Annotated in this window: 22 protein-coding genes and 1 tRNA gene; 13 read left to right on the forward strand and 10 right to left on the reverse strand. The window is 58.7% G+C overall.

Features of this window, described 5'->3' with window-relative positions; genetic code table 11:
* Positions 1-5 precede the first annotated feature (5 nt).
* Positions 6-542, reverse strand: a complete 537-nt coding sequence (locus ASE52_RS14015) for a hypothetical protein (RefSeq protein WP_057227257.1) — start codon at positions 540-542, stop codon at positions 6-8.
* Positions 543-786: 244 nt separating this feature from the next.
* Between ASE52_RS14015 and ASE52_RS14020 the strand changes: the two genes are divergently transcribed.
* The gene (locus ASE52_RS14020) at positions 787-1,758 is read left to right on the forward strand and encodes a tRNA-dihydrouridine synthase (RefSeq protein WP_140426233.1); all 972 of its coding nucleotides are present in this window, start codon (positions 787-789) and stop codon (positions 1,756-1,758) included.
* On the opposite strand, the gene ASE52_RS14025 is transcribed toward ASE52_RS14020, so the two are convergent.
* The 9 genes from ASE52_RS14025 to ASE52_RS25145 all read right to left on the reverse strand — a co-directional run bounded on the left by ASE52_RS14025 (position 1,755) and on the right by ASE52_RS25145 (position 13,328).
* Positions 1,755-3,677 (reverse strand): phospholipase D family protein, encoded by a 1,923-nt coding sequence (locus ASE52_RS14025; protein ID WP_082606871.1) that lies wholly within the window; start codon positions 3,675-3,677, stop codon positions 1,755-1,757. The two genes, ASE52_RS14020 and ASE52_RS14025, sit on opposite strands and share 4 nt — an antisense overlap.
* Before the next feature lie 121 nt (positions 3,678-3,798).
* The gene (locus tag ASE52_RS14030; RefSeq protein WP_057226892.1) at positions 3,799-5,001 is read right to left on the reverse strand and encodes an ammonium transporter; all 1,203 of its coding nucleotides are present in this window, start codon (positions 4,999-5,001) and stop codon (positions 3,799-3,801) included.
* 572 nt (positions 5,002-5,573) lie between these two features.
* The gene (gene ribD, locus ASE52_RS14035) at positions 5,574-6,683 is read right to left on the reverse strand and encodes a bifunctional diaminohydroxyphosphoribosylaminopyrimidine deaminase/5-amino-6-(5-phosphoribosylamino)uracil reductase RibD (RefSeq protein WP_057226893.1); all 1,110 of its coding nucleotides are present in this window, start codon (positions 6,681-6,683) and stop codon (positions 5,574-5,576) included.
* 25 nt (positions 6,684-6,708) lie between these two features.
* Positions 6,709-7,137: a type IV pilin protein gene (locus ASE52_RS14040; RefSeq protein WP_057226895.1), complete on the reverse strand. Its 429-nt coding sequence runs from the start codon at positions 7,135-7,137 to the stop codon at positions 6,709-6,711.
* Between the two features lie 30 nt (positions 7,138-7,167).
* A complete protein-coding gene (locus tag ASE52_RS25135; RefSeq protein ID WP_082606872.1) occupies positions 7,168-10,494 on the reverse strand; it encodes a PilC/PilY family type IV pilus protein in 3,327 nt (1,108 codons plus the stop codon).
* A gap of 12 nt (positions 10,495-10,506) precedes the next feature.
* Positions 10,507-11,253, reverse strand: coding sequence for a PilX N-terminal domain-containing pilus assembly protein (locus ASE52_RS14045; RefSeq protein WP_057226897.1), 747 nt, complete (start codon positions 11,251-11,253; stop codon positions 10,507-10,509).
* A gap of 18 nt (positions 11,254-11,271) precedes the next feature.
* Entirely contained in the window at positions 11,272-12,162 is an 891-nt protein-coding gene (locus tag ASE52_RS14050; RefSeq protein ID WP_057226898.1) for a prepilin-type N-terminal cleavage/methylation domain-containing protein, read from the reverse strand.
* A gap of 3 nt (positions 12,163-12,165) precedes the next feature.
* Positions 12,166-12,774, reverse strand: a complete 609-nt coding sequence (gene pilV / locus ASE52_RS25140; RefSeq protein ID WP_082606873.1) for a type IV pilus modification protein PilV — start codon at positions 12,772-12,774, stop codon at positions 12,166-12,168.
* Positions 12,765-13,328: a GspH/FimT family pseudopilin gene (locus tag ASE52_RS25145; RefSeq protein ID WP_082606874.1), complete on the reverse strand. Its 564-nt coding sequence runs from the start codon at positions 13,326-13,328 to the stop codon at positions 12,765-12,767. Before ASE52_RS25145 ends, pilV begins: the two co-directional genes overlap by 10 nt.
* Before the next feature lie 591 nt (positions 13,329-13,919).
* Here ASE52_RS25145 and rpsO point away from each other — a divergent pair.
* The 12 genes from rpsO to nuoF all read left to right on the forward strand — a co-directional run bounded on the left by rpsO (position 13,920) and on the right by nuoF (position 23,768).
* Positions 13,920-14,186 (forward strand): 30S ribosomal protein S15, encoded by a 267-nt coding sequence (gene rpsO / locus ASE52_RS14060; RefSeq protein WP_005793232.1) that lies wholly within the window; start codon positions 13,920-13,922, stop codon positions 14,184-14,186.
* A gap of 207 nt (positions 14,187-14,393) precedes the next feature.
* Entirely contained in the window at positions 14,394-16,634 is a 2,241-nt protein-coding gene (gene pnp / locus ASE52_RS14065) for a polyribonucleotide nucleotidyltransferase (protein WP_057227261.1), read from the forward strand.
* A 99-nt stretch (positions 16,635-16,733) separates the two neighbouring features.
* Complete coding sequence (locus ASE52_RS14070) at positions 16,734-17,720, forward strand: NAD(P)H-quinone oxidoreductase (RefSeq protein ID WP_057226903.1); 987 nt, start codon at positions 16,734-16,736, stop codon at positions 17,718-17,720.
* Positions 17,721-17,722: 2 nt separating this feature from the next.
* On the forward strand, positions 17,723-18,472 hold the full coding sequence (gene tpiA / locus ASE52_RS14075; protein WP_057226905.1) for a triose-phosphate isomerase: 750 nt from the start codon (positions 17,723-17,725) through the stop codon (positions 18,470-18,472).
* A 39-nt stretch (positions 18,473-18,511) separates the two neighbouring features.
* Complete coding sequence (gene secG, locus ASE52_RS14080; protein ID WP_010463934.1) at positions 18,512-18,874, forward strand: preprotein translocase subunit SecG; 363 nt, start codon at positions 18,512-18,514, stop codon at positions 18,872-18,874.
* A 114-nt stretch (positions 18,875-18,988) separates the two neighbouring features.
* Positions 18,989-19,073: transfer RNA gene (locus ASE52_RS14085), tRNA-Leu, on the forward strand.
* Between the two features lie 73 nt (positions 19,074-19,146).
* A complete protein-coding gene (locus tag ASE52_RS14090) occupies positions 19,147-19,506 on the forward strand; it encodes an NADH-quinone oxidoreductase subunit A (RefSeq protein ID WP_010463935.1) in 360 nt (119 codons plus the stop codon).
* Positions 19,507-19,530: 24 nt separating this feature from the next.
* On the forward strand, positions 19,531-20,010 hold the full coding sequence (locus ASE52_RS14095) for an NADH-quinone oxidoreductase subunit B (protein WP_007849129.1): 480 nt from the start codon (positions 19,531-19,533) through the stop codon (positions 20,008-20,010).
* A 10-nt stretch (positions 20,011-20,020) separates the two neighbouring features.
* Positions 20,021-20,629: an NADH-quinone oxidoreductase subunit C gene (locus tag ASE52_RS14100; RefSeq protein ID WP_057227262.1), complete on the forward strand. Its 609-nt coding sequence runs from the start codon at positions 20,021-20,023 to the stop codon at positions 20,627-20,629.
* A 27-nt stretch (positions 20,630-20,656) separates the two neighbouring features.
* Positions 20,657-21,910 (forward strand): NADH-quinone oxidoreductase subunit D, encoded by a 1,254-nt coding sequence (locus tag ASE52_RS14105; protein ID WP_010463937.1) that lies wholly within the window; start codon positions 20,657-20,659, stop codon positions 21,908-21,910.
* Entirely contained in the window at positions 21,907-22,416 is a 510-nt protein-coding gene (nuoE, locus tag ASE52_RS14110; RefSeq protein WP_010463938.1) for an NADH-quinone oxidoreductase subunit NuoE, read from the forward strand. Before ASE52_RS14105 ends, nuoE begins: the two co-directional genes overlap by 4 nt.
* On the forward strand, positions 22,413-23,768 hold the full coding sequence (nuoF, locus tag ASE52_RS14115) for an NADH-quinone oxidoreductase subunit NuoF (protein ID WP_010463939.1): 1,356 nt from the start codon (positions 22,413-22,415) through the stop codon (positions 23,766-23,768). Before nuoE ends, nuoF begins: the two co-directional genes overlap by 4 nt.

The raw sequence follows: 23,768 nt of genomic DNA on the forward strand, positions 1-23,768 counted from the left end.
GCCCCTCAAGCCAGGGCTGAAGGCTGCGTGGATTCGTACCGTTCTGGGGGCAGGAGCTGCTCGAACCTTTCGCGCAGGCTGGCAGCGCGTTCGGCCCCTGCGGCCAGCGCCACTTCGTCAAACATGGCTTCGCCCACGTCCAGCATGCTCGCGCGGTCCTTGGCGGCGCGCAGCGCCTCGCGAAACTGCTGCGCCAGCACGGGATCGCGGCGCACAAACAGCCGTTCGCAGGTGTCGAACAGGTACATGCGGGCGCCGGCCAGCGAGCGCAGGGCGTCGCCAGGCTCGGGGCGCTGGATCGACGGCACGTCTTGGGGCATGCGGGGCGCAGCGGAGGGCGGCGGCAGTTCGGCCGGGCCGGCCAGGTAGCCCTGGCGCATGAGGTTGTCGACAATCTGTGCGCCGATGCCGTTGTACATGGCCTGCAAGTCGGACAGCGATTTGCCATCCACCAGGAGCAACAGCGAACGCTCGCGCAGGCTCAGGGTGCGGACGCCGGGCAAGAGTTCCAGGCGGGCTTTTTCGGTTTTTTGTAGCAGCATGGGGGTCTCCATTCACGGGTGAATGGCGGCGATTGCAGCAAGCCGCCATGACGCTGTGATGACCCCGCTACCGCACAATGGCGGGCTGCCCCCGCTCGCAGATTGCTGCGGAAAGTGTGCTTGCTACTTATTTTGTAGCTATTGGCGCTTATCTATCAAGCGCTAGGACCCTGTTTGATTCATTTTTTGGCTGTGTGCTGGCCGTGCCCCGTGCTGGGGTGCAGGTGCGGCGGCCTATCTCGCGATGACCTTGCTGCTTGCCCCGATGGAGGGACTCCTGGATTTTGTGCTGCGTGATGTGCTGACCCGCGTGGGCGGGGTGGACCGCTGCGTCTCGGAGTTCATCCGCATCACCGGCACGCTGTTGCCCGACAAGGTGTTTCTGCGCTATGTGCCTGAGTTGCACAACGGCAGCCGCACGCTGGCCGGCGTGCCGGTGCGTGCGCAGCTGCTGGGCTCCGATCCCGTCTGCATGGCTGAGAACGCGGCGTGCCTGGCAGCCCTCGGGCCCGAGGGGATCGACCTGAACTTTGGCTGCCCGGCCAAGGTGGTCAACCGCCACGGTGGTGGCGCGGCGCTGCTGCAGGAGCCAGAACGCATCGCCTCCGTGGTGGCCGCCGTGCGCCGCGCGGTGCCCCTGCACCTGCCCGTGTCCGCCAAGATGCGCCTGGGCTTCAACGACACTGGGCTGATGCGCGAATGCGCGCAGGCGATGCAAGCGGGCGGCGCTGCCGAGCTGGTGGTGCATGCCCGCACCAAGGCCGACGGCTACCGGCCCCCCGCGTATTGGGAGCACATCCCCGCCATCCGCGCGGCGGTCCGCATTCCTGTGGTGGCCAATGGCGAGATCTGGACCGTGGCCGACGCGCTGCGCTGCCGCGAGGTCTCTGGCTGCGATGCGCTGATGCTTGGGCGCGGCATGGTGGCCGACCCCGGCCTGGCCCGTGCCATCCGCGCTTTGGACGCCGGTCAGCCCGGCGCGGACACCGTGGCCTGGGCCGACCTGCTGCCGCACCTGGCGGCCTTCTGGCAACTGGTGTGTGACGACCTGGAGCCGTGCCAGCGCGCGGGGCGGCTCAAACAATGGCTCAACCTGCTGCGCAGGCGCTTCCCGGAGGCCGAGGTGGCCTTTCAGCATGTGCGCACGATGACAGACCAGCGGGCGATCACCGCATGGGTGGCGGCGCTGCGCTGCGCTGCTGTCAACGCAGACTAGAGCAGGTGGTCGGGCGCCAGCGGGCCCAGCAGTTGCAGCATCAGCCGCAGCGGGGCGCTGGCATCGGGTTCGGTGGTGGCATCCGGCAGGCCACTGCCCTCGGGGGCGTGCCACACCAGCTGGCCACCATTGCGCAACTGCACCTGCCAGGCGGCTTCGCGCAGCGCGGTTTCGATCTGCGTGGTGGCGCGGCGCGACAGGTCGCTGCTGCGGATCAGCAGCGCGATCTCTGTGTTCTGGCGCTGCGAGCGGATGTCCAGGTTCATCGAACCCACCACCAGCAGGCGGCCATCCATGATCAGGAGCTTGGAATGCAGCATGGCGCGCGAGCTGCCCACGGAGCCAGCAGCACCGTTGTTGTCACGCCCCCCCGTGCTGCCCGTGGAGCCGAGTGCCCCGCGCAGAACACCCGTGAGCTCGCTGCGCATCTCGTACAGCTCGACGCCCATGGCCAGCAGATCGGGTCGGTGGCGCGCATAGCCTGCGTGGGCAATGGGCGCATCGTTGGAGGCCAGTGAGTTGGTGAGCACCCGCACCCGGACGCCCCGCGCGCGCGCGGCCGCAAAGGCTTGCTTCATGTCGGGACCCGGCACGAAGTAGGGCGAAATGATGAGCAGATCGCGCCGCGCCTGGCCCATGAGGTGCAGCAGGCCATCCACCACGGTATCGGTCTGGGCGTCGAGGGTGTTGCTGTCGGGTGGCGGCGCGGCCGTGGCACCAGGTGCGGCGCCGTTTGCCGAGGCGGGCGCCGGGGGCTGGGGAGACACGGGCCCCACGGAAGCGGGCGGAGCTGGGTTTGTTGGCGCCGTCGCAGGCGCGTGTGCCGCGCCGCGCGACACGACGGCCAGGGGAGTGGCACGGGACGGGGGCTTTTCAGGCAGCGTGGCCGAGGAAGTGCCATCGGGCGGGATCTTGGCAGGCTTGTCCACCAGCACCGCCGCTGGTGCCCAGGTGAACTGCGCTTGCGCCAGGTCCATGGGCTGGTAGTCCCAGATGCGTGCGCGCTGTGCGGCGGTGGTGCGCCGGCCGTCTTCCACGGGCTGGCGGTCGGGGGCCAGGGCTCCCCCCTGGCCCGCGATGCGGTCCCGCTGTGTGGCGTCGGCGCTGCGCATGCGCTCGCGCAGGATGTCCAGCTCCTCCCGCGTGACCAGCGATTGCACAGGGTAGGCGCGCTCGTTGTTCCAGTAGCTGTCGAAACTGCGGGAAAGATCCTGCACCACAGGCCCTGCGGCCAGCACGTCCAGATCCACAAAGTTGCCAGAATCGGCATTGCCGAAGTAGGCATCCCCCAGGTTGCGTCCCCCGGTGACGCCCATGGCGTTGTCGGCGACGAAGAGTTTGTTGTGCATGCGCTGCTGCACGCGCGAAAAGTCGCCCAGCGCGCTGAACATGCGCCCCAGCGGCGAGCCACGCGCCCCTGTGAGCGGGTTGAACATGCGCATCTCGATGTTGGGCACAAAGGCCAGGCGCATTACCTGTGCATCACGGCCCACGCTGTGAAAATCGTCCAGCAACACCCGCACCCGCACGCCGCGCCGGGCCGCAGCGACCACGCTCAGCAAAAGCCGCTCGCTGCTCGCATCGGCGTGGATGGCGTAGTACTGCAGGTCCAGCGTTTTCTGCGCGGCATCCACCAGCGCCAGGCGGCTGCTGTAGGCCGCCTGCGGTCCGCTGAGCAGCAGGAACCCCGAGGGGTGGCGCCCGCCCACCGATGCCCGGCGCTCTTCTACCAGTTGGCCCAGGGCCGTGCCTGCGGGGGATTCCAATGCATTCGACACTGGCCGGTCCACGTCCTTGGGCAGGCCTGCGCAGCCGCTGATGGTCACCCCAAGGCAGAGGGCCAGGATTGCCAGCCAGCCGCGGCGCGCGGTGGTGCCCGGAAATGCAGGAGCGGCGAGGGCAGAGGGCAATGCAAGCATGGCGCGATTGTGACCGTGCGGCGGTGGCCGCGCTTGTCAGACGCGGCGCCAACACCATCGCCATCGTGGCCGGGCCAGGCCGGGTGTGCGCTTTCGGCGCTCCGGCTTCCCGGCGCTGCGTTTACCAGCTCACTTCGCGGTCTGGCGTGGCGCTGATCTTGTGGATCGACAGGTCGGCCCCGTCAAATTCCTCTTCCTGCGTGAGCCGCAGGCCCACGGTGCTCTTGAGGATGCCGTACACCACAAAGCCCCCCACCAGCGCCCAGGCCACGCCCAGGGTGGTGCCGATCAGCTGGGCCGAGAGGCTCACACCACCCAGCCCGCCCAACGCCTTGTTGCCGAAAATGCCCGCAGCCAGTCCGCCCCACGTGCCACAAAGGCCATGCAGCGGCCATACGCCGAGCACATCATCGATCTTCCAGCGGTTCTGCGTGAGCGTGAACATCACCACAAAGATGGCCCCCGCCACGGCGCCTACCACCAGCGCGCCCAGCGGGTGCATCAGGTCAGAGCCTGCGCACACGGCCACCAGCCCGGCCAACGGGCCGTTGTGCACAAAGCCAGGATCGTTCTTGCCCAACACCAAGGCAGCCAGCGTGCCGCCCACCATGGCCATCAACGAATTGACGGCCACCAGGCCGGAGAGCTTGTCCACGGTCTGTGCGCTCATCACATTGAACCCAAACCATCCCACCACCAGCACCCAGGCGCCCAGGGCGAGGAAGGGGATGTTGGAGGGTGGGTGCGCAGAGATCGCACCGTCCTTGCGGTAGCGGTTGGCGCGCGAGCCCAGCAGAATCACGGCGGGCAGGGCGATCCATCCGCCCATGGCATGCACGACGATGGAGCCCGCAAAGTCGTGGAACTCTTCGCCCGTCAGTCCCTTGATCCAGGCCTGCACTCCAAAGTGCTGGTTCCAGGCAATGCCTTCAAAGAACGGATACACAAACCCCACAATGACCGCCGTGGCTATCAACTGGGGCCAGAACTTGGCCCGCTCCGCGATCCCGCCCGACACAATCGCCGGAATGGCTGCCGCAAAGGTGAGCAAGAAGAAAAATTTGACCAGCGCATAACCGTTTTGCTGCGTCAACGATTCCGCACCCACGAAGAAGTGCGTTCCGTACGCCACGCTGTAGCCGACCACGAAATACACCACGGTGGACACCGAGAAATCCACTAGGATCTTGACCAGCGCATTCACCTGGTTTTTTTTGCGAACCGTGCCCAGTTCCAGAAAGGCAAACCCTGCATGCATGGCCAGCACCATGATGGCCCCCAGAAGAATGAACAGGGCATCTGTGCCCTGTTTGAGTGCTTCCATAACATCCTCGCGCGATTGGTTGATCTGTTCTGGTGCGTTTTAAACCTATTCACCAGATTTGCACCAAATTGAAGCAAAAACCGCGCCAGACGATGGTGCGTTGTTTTGCACCGTTTTGGTGTGGTGAAGCGAAATGTGGGCGCATTGGCGCGAACTGGGTATGGACTCGCCAAGTGCCTGGTGTGGGAGCGTGCACTTCGCGTGTGGTGGGACGAAGGACGCAGGGGGCCTTGCTGCAAACTCCAGTTCTGAAACAAGCAGGGCTCTAGCGCTTATTGGGTAAGCATTTGTTGCTATAAAAAATAATAGCGATTGAGTGGGTTTTTCACTTTCTATCTCTTTCCCCCAGCGCGAAACCAACCCAAACTGCGTGGTGTGGCGTTGCCCGGGCGCTGCATGGCCGCGCATGCTGAACCGATGAAAGGAGATAGTGCAAGAGGGGGCGTAGGTTCTTTTTGAACGCGCCCAGTGAGGCTGTGACGCCAGACCATTGCCATCTTTTGACTAGCGCCAACCCCGACTCACCAGTCCATCCACAGGCGGTGATTGGTAGGTAGGGCTCTATCGGAACTCTAGAAGCTATCGCGCCCCTGCACGCGGGCCACAATGCGCAGATCCGCCCCCAGGGTGTCTACGGATTTGAATTCCAGCGCCAGGCCATCGGCCAAGGCTGTCAGTGGGCCAAAGTCTGCAATGCCACGCCCCGTACCCAAAAGCCGTGGTGCCAGGTACAGCAACAGCTCATCAACCAGACCTTCTCGGACCAGAGAGCCATTGAGCTTGTGCCCGGCCTCTACATGCAGCTCGTTGATGCCCCTTGTGCCAAGGTCCCGGAGCATTGCCGAAAGATCGACTTTGCCGTTCGCATTGGGCAAATGGATCAAGGTTGCCCCACGGGCTTGCAAGGCCGCCTTCTTGGCTTCGTTTTCGGAGGCCGTGTAGACCAAGCAGTCACGCCCATCCATCAACAGATTGGCATCCGTGGGCAGCTGCAGCTGGCTGTCCACCACCACAACATGGGGTTGGCGTGGCGTAGGCACTTCGCGGACGTCAAGCCGAGGGTTGTCATCCAACACGGTGCCGATGCCCGTCAAGATAGCGCACGCCCTGGCCCTCCACGCATGTCCATCCGCCCGCGCCGCACGAGACGTAATCCACTGGCTGGCGCCATTGTTGAGGGCGGTGGTGCCGTCCAGAGAGCTTGCAACTTTCAGCCGAACCCAGGGCGTACCCCGGATCATGCGGCTGAAAAAACCAATGTTGAGTTCTCGGGATTCTTCAGCCCCCGGGCCGACCACGACCTCCACGCCTGCTGCACGCAGCCGATCAAAACCATGCCCCCCCACCAGCGGATTGGGGTCGGCAATGGAGGCAACCACTTTGGCGATCCCCGCCTGAATCAGTGCATCGCAACAGGGGCCGGTTCGCCCGTGGTGGGAGCAGGGCTCCAATGTCACATAGGCCGTCGCCCCTCTAGCATCAAGTCCCTTGTCGGCAACGTCGCGCAGGGCCATGACTTCTGCGTGAGGGCCGCCTGCGCGTTGCGTGAAGCCCTGGCCTATCACGTAGCCATCCGGCGCCACGAGTACGCAGCCAACGTGAGGGTTGGGGTTGGAAATAAAAAGCGCCTGGGTGGCGAGCCCAAGCGCTTGGTGGATGTGTGAGGGCGCTTTGTGAATCATGGCGCCCACGATGGTAGCTCAGCGGCTATTTGTTCCAGCAGGTGGCGTCAAAACCGGCATCGGTTTGGATCAGACCATTTGCTCCTCGAACACCGGTGTGTGTGAGCGTGTAGGTGCCACATTTGTCCCCGACTTGGGGCGTACCAGCCTTAGGTGTTGCTGTCAGCGTGAAGGACGTTGTGGTTGCTGGGCCTCCTATTGCAATGGCATACCGCTTTGTGCTGTCCGCCGCCCAAGTCAGAGTAGCTGGAAGCGCCGTGGGGTAGTTTCCTGTTGCCGTGGAAGCCCTCTCCAACCACTGCTGAGCCTGCAGTAGTCCAGCACGGGCGTCTGCACGGTGCCCGCGTCGGATGTACTCGCTGTAAGAAGGTATGGCAATTGCGGTGAGGATGCCGACGATTGCCACCACAATCATCACTTCGATCAGCGTGAAGCCCTGTTGCTTTGGGTGCATTTGATTTTTGCTCCTTGGTTGGAGGGCTGATTATTGCAGCTGGCGCCAGCTGGGACGTGCAGGTTGTTCGGGCATGCGCGCAAGCGGGTCAGGCTTGTTGTCTCCACCGGAGAGCGTAATAGTTTTCTTGCCGGCAACATTGCTAATTGCTCCGGGAGGCAGTGTCATGCGAGAAACGCCATCGTCAGTGGTGTTATAGAAGCCATCACCATTACGATCCATCACTTGAACACCTGGCTTTTTTCCATCCATGATATTGAGCAATGTAAGGTAAGCTTTTTCAGGTGTCCCTGCTGGCTCACAAGTTTCGTCAGTAGAACCATTGCCTCCATACGCTGGAGTGACTGAAAATACCATCAGGTTATTGCTGCCATCGAAGAAGCTCATCGGGCGAAGCACCCGTTCGCTCGTCACCTGAAAATTGAAGTACCAGCCTTTTTTAACGGGTCCTTTGGTTGGATCATAGTTGACATCATTCTGGGTCATTTGCCAGAATCTGCGAGCAGAACTCGTGCCCTGCCCTGCGATTCCTGTTGTATTCACCATATCTTGCTTGACCAGGTCGCTTGTACCCACAATAGCAGTAGGAATCACACCATCGTCTGCAGTATCAGTATTTACAACAAGCTTGCCGGAAACAATTTTGTAGTGTGTGTTGTCTAATATCGAATAAACGGATTGTACGTCCGTGCTACTGCGATCATTGTCAGTAAGGTTTGCCCCGGTGCCAAAGGCGACCATCATGCCACCAGCACCACGGTCATTGGCTTTGACGGTGGGTGGTGCAGTAATTGGTTGCCGTTTTCCAGAATATGTTGCCGTAAACAGGGGTTTGCAAATAGATGTTTTCCAGGCGCAGGGTGTCGCGTCCGTACTTCCCCATGACGCCACCGACCATACATTGGCATTTGGGCTTGTAAGGTCGAATTTCCAGAGGTTTCCCTTCAGATCACCCGCATATACAATATCTACTTTGCCATCGCTATTAATGTCCACCGTTTTGGGTGCCGACAAACCATTGGCTAGCACATTCGTATCAGTTGTAATATTGACTGGGACGCTGACTGCTTGATTTCCAGTTGCCACAATTTTTACCAACTCTTTGAGTCCATCCAAATATTGAATCAACAATACCGGGCGCTCATTTTTGCTGTTATAGCCATTGCCCATAATGACAGCCCACCGATTGTCGTTCATCATAACGACTTGGCTTGCCTTGAATGGATTGTTATCATCCATAACGGGCGGGTGGAAAATGTGTCCAATATCTTCATCATCGCTGCCAGCTGTCAATGGCGCACTGGGGTGCAGTGTTTTATCCATGACTACCAAGTCTTTGGCATTTATGGTAGCAAACGTCGTTGCTGGTGTGCCTGACTTCCCGCCGGGCTGGGTTACATCGAGCACGAAGTAGCCCTTGCCTCCTGCGCCCAAGGAGCCAATCAGCAGAGTTCGCCAATCAGGAGGTGAGGCATTGTCTGCAAGATTCACATCCCCGGTAAATGGAGAGCCATCCACATAATAGCGATGTGTATAGCCGGGATCACTCAGCTTGGTAAGTTCTGGAATAACAGCTTTGGGAATATATGCAATTTGTTCTTCTCCGTCTACCCCAGAAAATCCGTGCAACATACCATCATTGCCACCCACATAGACCATAGGGAGTCGGTTTTTATGTGTGGAGACAAAAGTTTTGTAGCCCTTGAAAGAATAGTTGCTAGCAGGCTTGTCCACGTACCAGATACTGGAATTTCCAATATCTCCCTGGCGCGAGTCGCGCACACGAAATGGCTTGCTCACAGTGCCTTCTTCGTAGGTTCGCTCGCCCCGTATGAAGTTGGTGCGCTTTTCCCCGAGGCTACCATCGTCAAGCAGGGTCTTCTGGGTTGCACTCAACTTTGTAGTACCGATTTCCCATTCGAAAGACACCCCTTTGTTGGTGTCATCATTTGTGGTGAGAATTACGCGGGTCGATACGTCACGAGCATCCAATTTGTTTGCTGTGGTCTTGTGGGTACTGCCACTGACTACGCCCCATCCGGGGTCCGGTATTGTATTGCCTGCAGTATCAATTTTATCAGCCTTTACATATCCAGACCACTTCTTTGGATCGTAACCAGCAGTAAATCGCTGTAAATCCGTCCGTATATTGGTGCTGGAACTCGCTGCCATACTGGCAACATCTGCTGTATTTTCAAGATTAATATTTTCGAGAATCTTCTTGAAAGCTTCTTTAAGGTCGTATTTTCGGCCAGGCCCGGTAGGGTAGAATTTTCCGCGGCTATTAATTGCAATGTGCCAAAGTTCGGCAGGGTTGTTTGCATTCAAATTTTGCAGCACCGTTGGCACCCAAGAAACTGTACCGGCAACTAGTTTTGAATAGTCGCCACCTGCCCCGTAATTGTCGTCATCTACCATCGACCATTTTGGAGCGTTCGGCCATGAATAAGCGCCGGTGCCATATCCGATCGTATAATTTACGAGATGCTGCCATGTTGCAGGATTGTGCTTTGGATTCCAGTATCGCTGCAGGGTTGTTGAACCAAAGGTCTCCGTGGCTGGGACGCCGTCGGTGGTACTTGGTTTAACTAAGTTATCAATTCCTGTTTGTAGATCCTCACGCCACATTCTCATGGCCCAATCTGCCAAAAGATCCCCTTGCGCCCCACGGTACACATTGGTCTGATCAGATGCCGTATCGTAGGTCTGTCCGTCAGGAAGTGCATAATTTGCATTATCTGCTTCACCTGGCAATTCACTTGCAGCGTAGCCGTTCCAACCACCGTCAGTCATAAAGATATGGTATGAGCGGCGGCAGCCCAAATAGGGCTCTTCCTTCACGCCGGGCGTGTATGCCCAGGGGCTGCTAATGCTCTTACCTACTTTCATGTAGGTATAAGCTTGCTTCATCATTTTGTGGGACGGTGTGCCGTTGTTTGATGTCAGCGTGCTGGCAAAGCTCAGAAAATTGGTTCGATGTGCATCATCGAGAACTTTCATTGAGTTCACGGCACCTACCGCAAGGCTACCGGCCCCTGGCGAACCGCCATTGTTGTGCATTGCCTGCCATGACAAGCGAATTTTCCCGTCAGGCAGGAGGAGCTTATCGTTGAACACAGTTGCTAGAGCCTCTTTCAGGCGGAACATTTTGGTTTTTGTATCTCCCCCTCCCACTACTTCATCCATACTGCCGGAATCATCCACAGACAGGACGACATTGGGGGTTGGGGGTATGGAGACCAAACCAGGGGGTAGGGTTGAAAAATCCAGAGGGGCAGCCAATGTAACTTGGGGGGTGCAAACGGCGGCAATCAATGCGGCGATGGCAGTTTTTTTGAATAGTGGTGAATTTTTCATGGGATTCTCCGATCAGTTCTTCATCTTCTGACGAACAAAAGTTGACTGCAATACAACTTGTGTACTTGGTTTTAGCCCTCTAGCTACAGCCGTGATTCGGTATGCAACACTTGGCAAAAGATTTAGTGCTAGGCTGTTAGATCCGTTGGTGATAAGGCCTGTATTTCCCGCATTATTGTCATACGGGAGGATTTCAATCCAATACCAACCACCTTTTGCAGCGTCGTCTCCTGGTTGGTTTAGCTTTAGAATCGGGTTGCTTTTTGTCCCGGCTTCAGCGCCCGTGAATTGCCCATACCGGGCGCCAATCCCATCTGCCATCAATGTCGTCAAGGTGGCAGCGTCATTCCAAAAATCCTGATTGCCTGTTCGCTTCAAGCATATACCTTTGATGCATTTTGTTGTAGCAGAATCTAATTCGCTCAGAATATCCCCAATTTCCTTGTCCTCGGTAGGAATCCATACTTTGTTTACTACGGAGTCTGGAACTCTGCATATCTCGGGTTTCCCCGCATTGGGGGCGCAAGCGGTTCCATCAGGTCGTTCACCTCGGATATCAAATTCCGCATCTTGTATGAGTGCTTGAGCGGCCTCAAATGCGCGTTGATAGTCTGCATCGTTACCAACAATCATTTCGTTGAAAAGAGACGTTCGAGATCCCCATAGCGCCAGCAAAGCTGACAGCATGACGATAACAATTACAACGAACAATGAAATACCGCGTTGATATTGGGTAGATTTTTTTGACATGCTTTGCATGATGATTTTATCCGTAAATCAACCTGTGAGCCCTTGACTTCGCAGCTGGTACGTTGTGCGGAAAGTCAGGTGGAGACGGTTTTTTCGATTGGTAGGAAGGCTGCCCGTACCGCTCATATTGACTGCAGCGCCATCGCAACCGGTATAAGAGCTCCCGGCGGGCATATCAATAGGCTCGTCACCATAGAGTACGACACATATGTCAGCACCATAGACAGTGTTCCAGGCCGCACCAATTGCGGCCGCATTGACAGTTTGTATCTTTGGTATACCTGTATTGCTATCTGTTTGGCGGAGGTAATTGACTTGGAGGTCTGCGACATTGCGAGCAAGGGCCTGGGATCCGATGCCAGTTCCCGCGCATCGAAATTCGTTGCTCTGCACGACAAACTGACTTTGGATAACATTTTGTTCAAGTGGCGCTACTGGTAACGTGGGCGCATTGGCCAGGCAATCGCGAAAGAATGACACATTGGAGGCGGAAGTGAAGCTGGGTTCTGCGTAATTCTGGTAAGCTACTGACAGCTTGTATTCCGAACCGGTTGGTGAATCTTTTCCCGAAATCGGTGGTGTAGAAGCGGTTACCGAGTGAAGTGTTTCATCGGGAGTGAATGCCACCACATCTGCTGCATCGATGGGATCGGCTGGCCCCTTATTGGCAGCCAAATCTAAGCGCATCGAGCCTGCTTGCCGCAGTTGTTGTCCAATAATTCGAAAAATGTAAGATGCTTGTTGCTGAATTTGGCTGGCGTCACTGACAGTGCCAGAAACTCCACGCGAAATCATCAGTGCGCCAGCTGCAACGGCAATAGTCATCAGGCCAATGGTGATTCCAACCAACAACTCAACCAATGTGGCACCCCGTTGGGAATTTGTAGGTAAATACTTTGGAGGATAAAAGTTTTTCATATTTCAAACTCCAGGGCAAAAAGTCTGCATCATGGTAGGCCCACCCATGGTGTACGGTGCACAGCGCGCTGTTAATTGAATGTATTGAAGATGACAAATGCTATTTGCTGGACAAGAAACGCTACCAGTTTCAGTATTTGTTATTTTAAAAATTGTGGCGGTTCCTGTGTCTTTTTCATTTTCGCGCCAACTGACCATGACTCCTAATTGTCGATTGTTGTTGGCAACAGTTTCATCAGGCACAGTGAAGATATTGACATCTGCATTTGGTAGTGCACTGATAACATCTTGACGCCATCTGGAGACGTCATAGAGCGCCAATTGTTGGGAGTTGCAAGGAAGGCTTTTGCAATCAACGGGCGCCGTAGGTGTAGCACCCCAGTTCATTAAATAACTGTTAAAATTTCCTAGTGCATTTGGGTTTACTTTGGTGTGCTCGCTCAAGTCTTCAATCAGTCGAATGGCTTGAGCGCGTCGTACACCTGTCTGTGTATCTGCAAGTGTGCGAAGTTGCACGCCCAAAATTCCCAATATACCCAGTGCTGTAACGACAATGGCGACGAGCGATTCAATCAGACTGACGCCGCGTTGTTGATTGTTTTTCACGGACATGAGACCGTTCCTTTCGTTGTCTTGATTCGGCCGCCTGACGTGATGCATAAAGCCGTCGCATGCCTTGATGCCACGCCCAGCGGTTCTGGCACTACGTTGAAGCTGGCGGCCCCAAGTCCTCCGATTTGGCCCCAGCGATCCACCTTGTAGAACGCGCCGCCTGCAATATGATTAACAGTGACATTGGATAGGGCTGGAAATGTCTGCAAAATCACATCGGTTCCATTCAGAGTCCCATCGTCATTAGCATCTGTAAAAACAATCCACCCACATTGCCATTCTTCAACAGGTGTTGTGGCGCAGTTTTTTCTGACAGAAACGAGACCTCCTCGCTTGATCGCCTCAGAACGAGCAAAATAAATGCTATTGGTGATCTCTTCGGTTGCGCCTCTCACACGGAAACCGTCCATCAAATCTCGAAAGCTGGGTCCGGCCAAAGCTGCCAAGATGGCCACGATGGCTACAACAACCATCAATTCGATCGCCGTAAAGCCATGGCTTGGTCGAGCGCGCAGGTGCCAGCGGGGTAGGGGGAGTAGTTTTGATGCTCGCATGGCGTGATCCTACGAAGATAAGATGTGTGGGAGTTGCGTGAGGTGACAAGTGGCACCCACACACCGACGAGAGGCTGGACTTTTGTCTGTCACTTGCTCGTGTAGCCTCTGCAGGCTCCCGCATTGTGTAAGCCTCGGCACTCCCGGAGCATGCGGCGATCACGTTCGGCTGCTGTCTCTTCGGAGGTGCTGCGTTGATACGTGACCTTGTTCACGTTTTTCTTCTTGGGAGAAGTTTTTGATGCGGGTGTGTCATTGCTTATTGGGCGCTTGGCCTGTGTGGAGCTTGTGCCCGTGAGCATTCCTAGCGCGATGCTTGCGGCCAGCAAGGCGCGTATGCCCTGGCGCAGGATGTGGACAGGAGTGTGGGGTGGGGAGGCCTTGGTTTGCATCATGGGTTTCCGGTTTGAGGCGATTGAATAAGCCGTAGTGTTTCAGGATCAGGTGGCGCTTGGCAAGGTTCAAATGCTGCTGGGCTATAATCGAAGGGTTTTGCATGGTGCAAGACGCACGCCTGTGGCCGTTCCAGCTGCTGGCGCAAGTAAAAATCACGGCCCAGCTAGCTTTGCGGGCCTCATTCAAGGAAAAACAATGATCGCATCCTCCATCAAGGCCGAAGTCGTCAAGGCGAACGCCCGTGCTGCCAATGACACTGGTAGCCCAGAAGTGCAAGTGGCCCTGCTGACCGCCCGCATCAACGAACTGACCCCCCACTTCAAGACGCATGCCAAGGACCACCATGGTCGCCGTGGCCTGCTGCGCATGGTGAGCCGTCGTCGCAAGCTGCTGGACTATCTGAAGGCCAAGGACGCTGACCGTTACACCGCGCTGATCGCCAAGCTGGGTCTGCGCAAGTAATTTTCATTGCATGCGAAAACGCCTGGGTTAGTCCGCTAGCTCAGGCGTTTTTTACTTCGGAGCCGCAAAACAGAGCGAAGCTGTGTCATTCCAATGGGGCTGTTGTCACGCGCTGGCAGGCAGTTCCACTGGAATGGCATCGTGTTCTGAATTGCCCTCCAGAACAATCTGGTAGTGCGCTACCAGCTATCAAAACAGGAGCTGAACATGAGCATTTTCAACAAAGTCACCAAGACCTTCCAATGGGGTGATAAGACCGTCATCATGGAAACGGGCGAAATCGCCCGCCAGGCCTCCGGCGCTGTGCTGGTGAACATTGACGACACTGTGGTGCTGGCCACCGTGGTGGCGTCCAAGGGTGCCAAGCCTGGCCAGGATTTCTTTCCCCTGACCGTGGACTACATCGAGAAGACGTACGCCGCTGGCAAGATCCCCGGCAGCTTCTTCAAGCGCGAAGCCAAGCCCAGCGAGCACGAAACCCTGACCAGCCGCCTGATCGACCGTCCGATCCGTCCGCTGTTCCCCGAAGGTTTCTTCAATGAAGTGCACGTGGTGATCCACACGGTGTCGCTGAACCCCGAAGTGGACGCTGACATCGCTGCTTTGATCGCCACCAGCGCAGCCCTGGCCATCTCCGGCATCCCGTTCAACGGCCCCATTGGTGCCGCACGCGTGGGCTACATCAACGGCGAATACGTGCTGAACCCCGGCCAGACTGCGCGCAAGAACTCGCAGATGGATCTGGTGGTGGCTGGTACCGAAGCTGCTGTACTGATGGTCGAATCCGAAGCCCAGCAGCTGTCTGAAGAAATCATGCTCGGCGCCGTGGTGTTTGGCCATGAGCAAGGCAATGTGGCCATCAACGCCATCCACGAACTGGTGCGTGAAGCCGGCAAGCCCGTGTGGCAGTGGGAAGCCCCCGCCAAGGACGAAGCCCTCATCGCCAAGGTGGTGGCACTGGCCGACGACAAGCTGCGCGCTGCCTACCAGATCCGTAACAAGCAAGCCCGTACCCAAGCTTGCCGCGAAGCCTACGCGGCGGTGATGGCTGCGCTGAAGGCCGATGGTGTCGAATTCGACGCTGTCAAGGTTGAAGGCATGTTGTTCGACATCGAAGCCGGCATCGTGCGCAGCCAGATCCTGGCCGGCGAGCCCCGCATCGATGGCCGTGATACACGCACCGTGCGCCCCATTGAGATCCGCGGCAGCGTGCTGCCCCGTGCCCACGGTTCTTCGTTGTTCACGCGCGGCGAAACCCAGGCGCTGGTCGTGACCACGCTGGGCACCGAGCGTGATGCACAGCGCATCGATGCGCTGGCTGGCGAGTACGAAGACCGCTTCATGATGCACTACAACATGCCTCCCTTCGCCACCGGCGAAGTGGGCCGCATGGGCTCGACCAAGCGCCGCGAAATCGGCCACGGTCGTCTGGCCAAGCGCGCGCTGGTTGCTGTGCTGCCGACCAAGGAAGAATTCCCCTACACCATGCGTGTGGTGTCGGAAATCACTGAGTCCAATGGTTCCTCGTCCATGGCTTCGGTGTGCGGCGGCTGCCTGTCGCTGATGGATGCCGGCGTGCCCATGAAGGCCCACGTGGCCGGTATTGCGATGGGGCTGATCAAGGACGCCAACCGTTTCGCCGTGCTGACCGACATCCTGGGCGATGAAGATCACCTGGGTGACATGGACTTCAAGGTGGCGGGTACCACGGGCGGTATCACGGCCCTGCAGATGGACATCAAGATCCAGGGCATCACCAAGGAAATCATGCAAGTGGCACTGGCCCAGGCCAAGGAAGCGCGCATGCACATTCTGGGCAAGATGCAAGAGGCCATGGGCGAAGCCAAGACCGAGGTGTCGAACTTCGCGCCCAAGCTCTACACGATGAAGATCAACCCCGAGAAGATCCGTGACGTGATCGGCAAGGGCGGCGCCGTGATCCGTGCGCTGACCGAAGAAACTGGCTGCCAGATCAACATCGAGGAAGACGGCACGATCACCATCGCCGCGACCGATGCGGCCAAGGCCGACGAAGCCAAGAAGCGCATCGAGCAGATCACAGCTGAAGTCGAGATCGGCAAGATCTACGAAGGCCCTGTGACGAAAATCCTGGACTTCGGTGCATTGATCAACCTGCTCCCCGGCAAGGACGGCCTGCTGCACATCAGCCAGATCGCCCACGAGCGCGTTGAGCGTGTGGGTGACTACCTCACCGAGGGCCAGATCGTGAAGGTGAAGGTCATGGAGACCGATGAAAAGGGCCGCGTCAAGCTGTCGATGAAGGTGCTGGCCGAGCGCCCCGCCGGCGGTAGTGATCGCCCTGCGCCTGCCGAGCGCGGTGATCGTGAGCCACGCCGCGACCACAGCCGTGACGGTGGTCGTCAGCCAGCGGATCAGCAACAGCAATCGCAGCCTTCGGAAAACGGTTCCGGGCAGATCGTCGGCTGATTGGGTTATTTGCTATTGATTTTGTAGCTGCTTGCGCTTTTAGATAAAGCGCAAGCGGCCAAAATCACTCAAATACCAAATTCTCCGAGGAGTCGCAACATGCGCGCAGTCGAGATCACATCCTTTGGTGGGCCTGAAGTATTGCGCCTGGGTGAGCGGCCCGTGCCGCAACCGGGCATTGGTGAGTTGCTGATTCGCGTTGCTGCCAGTGGCATCAACCGCCCCGATGTGCTCCAGCGGATGGGGCACTATGCCCCACCGCCGGGCACCTCGGATCTACCGGGCCTGGAGGTTGCGGGGGTGGTGGAGTCGGGTGACGCTTTGGCCATGGCCGAGGCGGGCATTCGGGTAGGTGACCGCGTTTGTGCTCTGGTGGCGGGTGGTGGCTATGCTGAGTGGTGTGTGGCGCCGGTCTTGCAGTGTTTGCCGGTGCCTGAGGGCTTCAGCGACGTGGAGGCGGCCTCGCTGCCGGAGACGTTCTTTACCGTATGGAGCAACGTGTTCGACCGGGGGCGCTTGCAGGCGGGAGAAAGCCTGCTTGTGCAAGGTGGCACCAGCGGTATTGGTGTGACTGCTGTGCAACTGGCACGCGCTTTTGGCGCGACGGTCATTGCGACGGCTGGCAGCGACGAGAAATGCGCCGCATGTTTGCAGTTGGGTGCCCACCATGCCATCCACTACAAGTCGCAGGACTTTGTGGCAGAAACCAAGCGCATCACGCAAGGCAAAGGCGTGGATGTGGTGCTGGATATGGTTGCCGGGGACTATGTAGCACGCGAGGTGGAGTGTCTGGCTGAAGATGGCCGCCTTGTCATCATTGCGGTGCAGGGTGGGGTCAAGAGCGATTTCAACGCGGGGCTGGTGCTGCGCAGACGGTTGACGATCACTGGGTCTACCTTGCGCCCGCGCTCTGTGGCGTTCAAGGGGGCCATTGCTCGTGCACTGCGAGAGCATGTGTGGCCTCTGCTGGTGGCGGGGCGTGTGCGGCCAGTCATCCACAGCACGTTAGTGGTGGCAGAGGCTGCCAAGGCCCATGCGCTGATGGAGTCGAACCAACACATTGGCAAAATTGTTTTGACGTGGTGATCATGAAAAGCAAGAAAAAACTCATCGCAGGCAACTGGAAGATGAACGGCAGCCTGGTTGCCAACGATGCTTTGCTGAAAGGCATCATGGCGGGGTTGGCTGACGCGGTTTGTGATGTGGCCGTTGCTGTGCCGGCGCCTTACATAGCGCAGGTGCAGGCTTCCACGGCTGGATCTGTGGTGGCTGTGGCTGCCCAGGATGTATCGCCGCACGAGGTCGGGGCATACACCGGTGAGGTGTCGGCCTCCATGTTGAAGGACTTGGGTGTGCGCTACGTGTTGGTGGGGCATTCAGAGCGCCGCCAATACCATGGTGAGACTGATGTGGTGGTCGCCGAGAAGGCGCAGCGCGCATTGGCGGCGGGCATCACACCCATCGTCTGTGTGGGTGAAACGCTGCAGGAGCGTGAAACAGGTCAGACCGAGGCTGTGGTCAAGCGCCAGTTGGCAGCGGTGATTCACCTCAATGGGCACTGCATCAGCGAAGTGGTGGTGGCGTACGAGCCGGTCTGGGCCATTGGCACTGGCCGTACCGCGTCGCCCGAGCAGGCGCAGGAAGTGCATGCTGTGCTGCGCTCTCAACTTTCAGCGGCCAGCGAGCATGCTGATCGGATCCGCCTGCTTTACGGCGGCAGCATGAATGCGGCCAATGCGGCCCAACTGCTTGCCCAGCCGGACATCGATGGCGGCCTTGTCGGGGGCGCATCGTTGAAGGTGTCCGATTTCCTACAAATTATTGCGGCCGCCTCTTGAGACGGCCCTTCAAACTATTCAATCAGGAGTGAACAGAGAATGAACGTGATCGTGAATGTGGTTTTGGCTGTACAGATGCTGACGGCTTTGGGGATGATTGGCTTGATCCTGATTCAGCACGGCAAGGGTGCTGACATGGGGGCGGCGTTTGGCAGTGGCAGTTCCGGGAGTTTGTTTGGTGCCAGCGGCAGTGCCAACTTCCTGTCGCGCACCACGGCGGTACTGGCTGCGGTATTTTTTGTGGCAACGCTGGCCTTGGCTTACTTTGGCAATGCGCGTCCTACCAGTTCGGGTAGTGTGTTGGAAACTCCGGCCGCAGCCGTACCCGCCGGATCGGCGTCGGACGCCTCAGTAGCACCTGCGGTGCCTGCATCGGGTGCTGCTCAGATCCCCACCAAATAATCTGCACTAAATTGGGTTCCGGAAGCCGAAGCAGGGTTTTTCCGGAGTAGAATTCTGGATTGTCTGGAAAGCCAAAACCGCAAGGTTCCTCATGCCATCCAGATGCAAAAATCAGCCGTCGTGGTGAAATTGGTAGACACGCTATCTTGAGGGGGTAGTGGCGAAAGCTGTGCGAGTTCGAGTCTCGCCGACGGCACCAAAACAAAGGCCTGCCTGCATGACCCGGCTTGGGTCCTGACGGGCAAGGCCACAGCGGTGAGCACATCCTCAAGATGAACCTCGATCAGTACCTCCCCGTCCTTTTGTTCATCTTGGTCGGCATCGCCGTAGGCGTTGTCCCCCTTGCGCTCGGCTACATACTGGGCCCCAACCGCCCGGATGCCGCAAAGAACTCTCCCTACGAATGTGGCTTTGAAGCCTTCGAGGATGCGCGCATGAAGTTTGATGTGCGCTACTACCTCGTGGCCATTCTCTTCATTCTGTTCGATCTCGAAATCGCGTTTCTTTTCCCGTGGGCGGTGACGCTGCATGAGGTTGGGATCGCTGGTTTTGTGGCGGTCGTGATTTTCCTGGCCATCCTGGTTGTGGGTTTTGCCTACGAGTGGAAAAAGGGTGCCCTGGATTGGGAGTGAGCGAGCCTCAACAAGGATGATGCAATGATTGAAGGCGTGATGAAGGAAGGCTTCATCACCACGAGCTATGACTCCGTGGTGAATTGGGCCAAGACCGGTTCCCTGTGGCCGATGACATTTGGCCTAGCGTGCTGTGCCGTTGAAATGATGCATGCTGCTGCAGCGCGCTATGACATCGGGCGCTTTGGTGCGGAGGTGTTTCGTGCCAGTCCTCGTCAGTCGGATCTGATGATTGTTGCTGGCACGCTGTGCAACAAGATGGCACCCGCGCTGCGCAAGGTGTACGACCAGATGTCCGAACCACGTTGGGTTCTGTCTATGGGCTCGTGTGCCAATGGTGGTGGTTATTACCATTACAGCTACTCTGTGGTGCGCGGCTGTGACCGTATCGTGCCTGTGGATGTGTATGTCCCAGGCTGCCCTCCCACGGCGGAGGCGCTGATCTACGGGATCATTCAGCTGCAGCAGAAGATTCGTCGTACCAATACCATTGCGCGCGTCTGAAGGGTTGATGATGACTGCTGTTACCATTCGCCCCGAAAAACTCAAAGACAACATTGCTGCGGCGCTGGGTGCAAAGGTGCGCCAGATCACGGTGGCTTTGGATGAGGTCACCTTGGTGGTTTCTGCGGCCGACTACCTGGAGGCCATGCGCTTGCTGCGCGATGCAGAGGGTTGTCGTTTCGAACAACTGATTGATTTGTGCGGAGTGGACTATTCTGCATATGCCGATGCGGTGAACGAGGGGGCGCGCTATTGCGTGGTGTCGCACCTGTTGTCCGTGAGTCTGAATCAGCGTGTGCGCGTCAAGGTGTTCTGTGCCGACGACGACTTCCCGGTGGTGGCTTCGGTTGCTGATCTGTGGAACTCGGCCAACTGGTATGAGCGTGAGGCGTTTGACTTGTTTGGCATCGTGTTCGACGGTCACAACGACCTGCGCCGCATCCTGACCGACTACGGCTTCATCGGCCATCCCTTCCGCAAGGACTTCCCGCTGTCCGGCCATGTCGAGATGCGCTACGACGCAGAGCAGCGCCGGGTGGTCTACGAGCCGGTGTCGATCGAGCCGCGCGAGATCACGCCGCGCATCATCCGCGAAGACAAGTACGGAGGCCTGCACTAAGGCGCCCTGCGTCCCACGTGATCCACCATGGCTGAAATCAAAAACTATTCCCTCAACTTCGGGCCGCAGCACCCTGCCGCGCACGGCGTGTTGCGTCTGGTGCTCGAGCTCGATGGCGAAGTCGTCCAACGCGCTGACCCGCACATCGGCCTCCTGCACCGTGCCACGGAGAAGCTGGCCGAGCACAAGACCTACATCCAGTCGCTGCCCTACATGGACCGTCTGGACTACGTGTCCATGATGTGCAACGAGCACGCCTACTGCCTGGCCATCGAAAAGCTGCTGGGCCTGGAAGTGCCTATCCGCGCCCAGTACATCCGTGTGATGTTCTCCGAAATCACGCGCCTGCTGAACCACCTGATGTGGCTTGGTTCGCACGGCAACGATTGCGGTAGCTCCACCATCCTGATCTACACCTTCCGCGAGCGTGAAGACCTGTTCGACATGTACGAAGCCGTCTCCGGCGCGCGCATGCACGCGGCGTACTTCCGTCCGGGTGGCGTCTACCGCGACCTGCCGGATTCCATGCCGCAGTACAAGGTCAGCAAGATCAAGAACGCCAAGGCCCTCGAGGCCATGAACCAGAACCGCCAAGGTTCCATGCTCGACTTTATCGACGACTTTACGCAGCGCTTCCCGGCCTGTGTGGACGAGTACGAAACCCTGCTCACTGACAACCGTATCTGGAAGCAGCGCACCGTGGGCATCGGCGTGGTGCCCCCCGAGCGTGCACTGAATCTGGGCATGACCGGCCCCATGCTGCGGGGCTCCGGCATTGCATGGGACCTGCGCAAGACGCAGCCCTACGACGTCTACGATCGCATGGACTTCGACGTGCCAGTCGGCAAGACGGGTGATTGCTATGACCGCTACCTCGTGCGCGTGCAGGAGATGCGCGAGTCCAACCGCATCATCAAGCAGTGCGTGAACTGGCTGCGCGCCAATCCGGGTCCTGTCATTACCGACAACCACAAGGTGGCTGCGCCCGATCGTGAATCCATGAAGTCGAACATGGAGGAGCTGATCCACCATTTCAAGCTCTTCACCGAAGGTTTCCACGTGCCAGAAGGCGAGGCCTACGCTGCCGTCGAGCATCCCAAGGGCGAGTTCGGCATCTACCTGGTCAGCGACGGCGCCAACAAGCCCTACCGCCTGAAGATCCGTGCGCCCGGCTTTGCGCACCTGGCCACTCTCGATGAAATGGCGCGCGGCCACATGATCGCCGACGCCGTGGCCATCATCGGCACCATGGATATCGTGTTCGGGGAGATCGACCGATGAGCAGCAGCAATACCAAGATCACCGAAGCCACGCTGGCGCGCTTTGCGCGCGAAGTGGCCAAGTACCCGCCCGAGCAAGCGCAGTCTGCCGTGATGGCCTGCCTGTCCATCGTGCAGCAGGAGCAGGGCTGGGTCAGCGTCGAGAGCGAGGCCGTGATCGCCGAATACCTGGGCATGGCCCAGATCGCGGTGCACGAAGTCACCACGTTCTACAACATGTACAACCAGCAGCCTACCGGCAAGTACAAGCTCAACGTGTGTACGAACCTGCCTTGCCAGCTGCGCGACGGCCAGAAGGCGTTGCACCACCTCGAGAAGAAGCTCGGCGTGACTATGGGCGGGACCACGCCGGACGGCCTGTTCACGCTGCAGCAGTGCGAGTGCCTGGGTGCCTGCGCCGACGCGCCCGTGATGCTGGTCAACGACCGCACCATGTGCAGCTTCATGGACAACGACAAGCTCGACCAGCTGGTCGATGGCCTCAAGGCTGCGGAAGGGCAAGCATGACCACCGCAGCACAGATCCTCTCGCAGTTCCAGGCCACCGGCGTCCAGACCTGCTTCCACGACCGCCACATCAACCCGCAGATCTATGCGGGCCTGGACGGCACGAACTGGAGCATCAAGGACTACGAAGCGCGCGGCGGCTACGCCGCGCTGCGCAAGATCCTGGGTACCGACGGCAGCGAGCCGCTGACGCAGGACCAGGTCATTGCCACCGTCAAGGAATCGGGTCTGCGCGGCCGCGGCGGCGCGGGCTTTCCGACGGGCCTCAAGTGGAGCTTCATGCCCCGCTCGTTCCCTGGCCAGAAGTACCTGGTGTGCAACTCGGACGAAGGCGAGCCTGGCACCTGCAAGGACCGCGACATCCTGCAGTTCAACCCGCACATCGTCATCGAAGGCATGATCATTGCGGCCTACGCGATGGGCATCTCCGTGGGCTACAACTACATCCACGGCGAAATCTTCCAGACCTACGACCGCTTCGAAGAAGCGCTCGAAGAGGCGCGCGCTGCCGGCTATCTGGGCGACAAGATCCTGGGCAGCAACTTCAGCTTCCAGCTGCATGCAGCGCACGGTTTCGGCGCCTACATCTGTGGCGAAGAGACCGCGCTGCTCGAGTCGCTGGAAGGCAAGAAGGGCCAGCCGCGCTTCAAGCCACCGTTCCCCGCAAGCTTCGGTTTGTACGGCAAGCCCACCACAATCAACAACACCGAGACCTTCGCGGCCGTGCCGTGGATCATCCGCAATGGCGGTGCGGCGTACCTGGAGTGTGGCAAGCCCAACAACGGCGGCACCAAGATCTTCTCGGTCTCGGGCGACGTGGAAAAGCCTGGCAACTACGAAGTGCCGATGGGCACGCCCTTCGCCAAGTTGCTCGAACTGGCCGGTGGCGTGCGCAAGGGGCGCCAGCTCAAGGCGGTGATCCCTGGTGGCTCGTCCTCTCCGGTGCTGCCAGCTTCCATCATCATGGAATGCACGCTGGACTACGACTCCATCGCCAAGGCCGGCTCCATGCTGGGTTCGGGCGCCGTGATCGTGATGGACGACTCCCGCAGCATGGTCGAGAGCCTGCTGCGCCTGTCGTACTTCTATTCGCACGAATCCTGTGGCCAGTGCACGCCCTGCCGCGAAGGCACCGGCTGGATGTGGCGCGTGATCGACCGCATCCAGCACAACCAGGGCCGCACGGGCGACCTGGACCTGCTTAATTCGGTGGCAGACAACATCCAGGGCCGGACGATCTGCGCGCTGGGCGACGCTGCCGCGATGCCGGTGCGCGCCATGATCAAGCATTTCCGTCCCGAGTTTGAAGCACTGATCCGGAACAACGCCTCCCAGGCTGCGACCTCCGCCTGA

The sequence above is a fragment of the Acidovorax sp. Root275 genome (genome assembly GCF_001428965.1).
Classification (GTDB): Bacteria; Pseudomonadota; Gammaproteobacteria; order Burkholderiales; family Burkholderiaceae_C; genus Acidovorax; species Acidovorax radicis.

Excerpts from the sequence above, each read along its gene's own strand:
- ASE52_RS14015 (WP_057227257.1), bottom strand. The coding sequence starts at position 542 with ATGCTGCTACAAAAAACCGAAAAAGCCCGCCTGGAACTCTTGCCCGGC.
- ASE52_RS14020 (WP_140426233.1), top strand. The coding sequence starts at position 787 with ATGACCTTGCTGCTTGCCCCGATGGAGGGACTCCTGGATTTTGTGCTG.
- ASE52_RS14025 (WP_082606871.1), bottom strand. The coding sequence starts at position 3,677 with ATGCTTGCATTGCCCTCTGCCCTCGCCGCTCCTGCATTTCCGGGCACC.
- ASE52_RS14030 (WP_057226892.1), bottom strand. The coding sequence starts at position 5,001 with ATGGAAGCACTCAAACAGGGCACAGATGCCCTGTTCATTCTTCTGGGG.
- ribD (WP_057226893.1), bottom strand. The coding sequence starts at position 6,683 with ATGATTCACAAAGCGCCCTCACACATCCACCAAGCGCTTGGGCTCGCC.
- ASE52_RS14040 (WP_057226895.1), bottom strand. The coding sequence starts at position 7,137 with ATGCACCCAAAGCAACAGGGCTTCACGCTGATCGAAGTGATGATTGTG.
- ASE52_RS25135 (WP_082606872.1), bottom strand. The coding sequence starts at position 10,494 with ATGAAAAATTCACCACTATTCAAAAAAACTGCCATCGCCGCATTGATT.
- ASE52_RS14045 (WP_057226897.1), bottom strand. The coding sequence starts at position 11,253 with ATGCAAAGCATGTCAAAAAAATCTACCCAATATCAACGCGGTATTTCA.
- ASE52_RS14050 (WP_057226898.1), bottom strand. The coding sequence starts at position 12,162 with ATGAAAAACTTTTATCCTCCAAAGTATTTACCTACAAATTCCCAACGG.
- pilV (WP_082606873.1), bottom strand. The coding sequence starts at position 12,774 with ATGTCCGTGAAAAACAATCAACAACGCGGCGTCAGTCTGATTGAATCG.
- ASE52_RS25145 (WP_082606874.1), bottom strand. The coding sequence starts at position 13,328 with ATGCGAGCATCAAAACTACTCCCCCTACCCCGCTGGCACCTGCGCGCT.
- rpsO (WP_005793232.1), top strand. The coding sequence starts at position 13,920 with ATGATCGCATCCTCCATCAAGGCCGAAGTCGTCAAGGCGAACGCCCGT.
- pnp (WP_057227261.1), top strand. The coding sequence starts at position 14,394 with ATGAGCATTTTCAACAAAGTCACCAAGACCTTCCAATGGGGTGATAAG.
- ASE52_RS14070 (WP_057226903.1), top strand. The coding sequence starts at position 16,734 with ATGCGCGCAGTCGAGATCACATCCTTTGGTGGGCCTGAAGTATTGCGC.
- tpiA (WP_057226905.1), top strand. The coding sequence starts at position 17,723 with ATGAAAAGCAAGAAAAAACTCATCGCAGGCAACTGGAAGATGAACGGC.
- secG (WP_010463934.1), top strand. The coding sequence starts at position 18,512 with ATGAACGTGATCGTGAATGTGGTTTTGGCTGTACAGATGCTGACGGCT.
- ASE52_RS14090 (WP_010463935.1), top strand. The coding sequence starts at position 19,147 with ATGAACCTCGATCAGTACCTCCCCGTCCTTTTGTTCATCTTGGTCGGC.
- ASE52_RS14095 (WP_007849129.1), top strand. The coding sequence starts at position 19,531 with ATGATTGAAGGCGTGATGAAGGAAGGCTTCATCACCACGAGCTATGAC.
- ASE52_RS14100 (WP_057227262.1), top strand. The coding sequence starts at position 20,021 with ATGACTGCTGTTACCATTCGCCCCGAAAAACTCAAAGACAACATTGCT.
- ASE52_RS14105 (WP_010463937.1), top strand. The coding sequence starts at position 20,657 with ATGGCTGAAATCAAAAACTATTCCCTCAACTTCGGGCCGCAGCACCCT.
- nuoE (WP_010463938.1), top strand. The coding sequence starts at position 21,907 with ATGAGCAGCAGCAATACCAAGATCACCGAAGCCACGCTGGCGCGCTTT.
- nuoF (WP_010463939.1), top strand. The coding sequence starts at position 22,413 with ATGACCACCGCAGCACAGATCCTCTCGCAGTTCCAGGCCACCGGCGTC.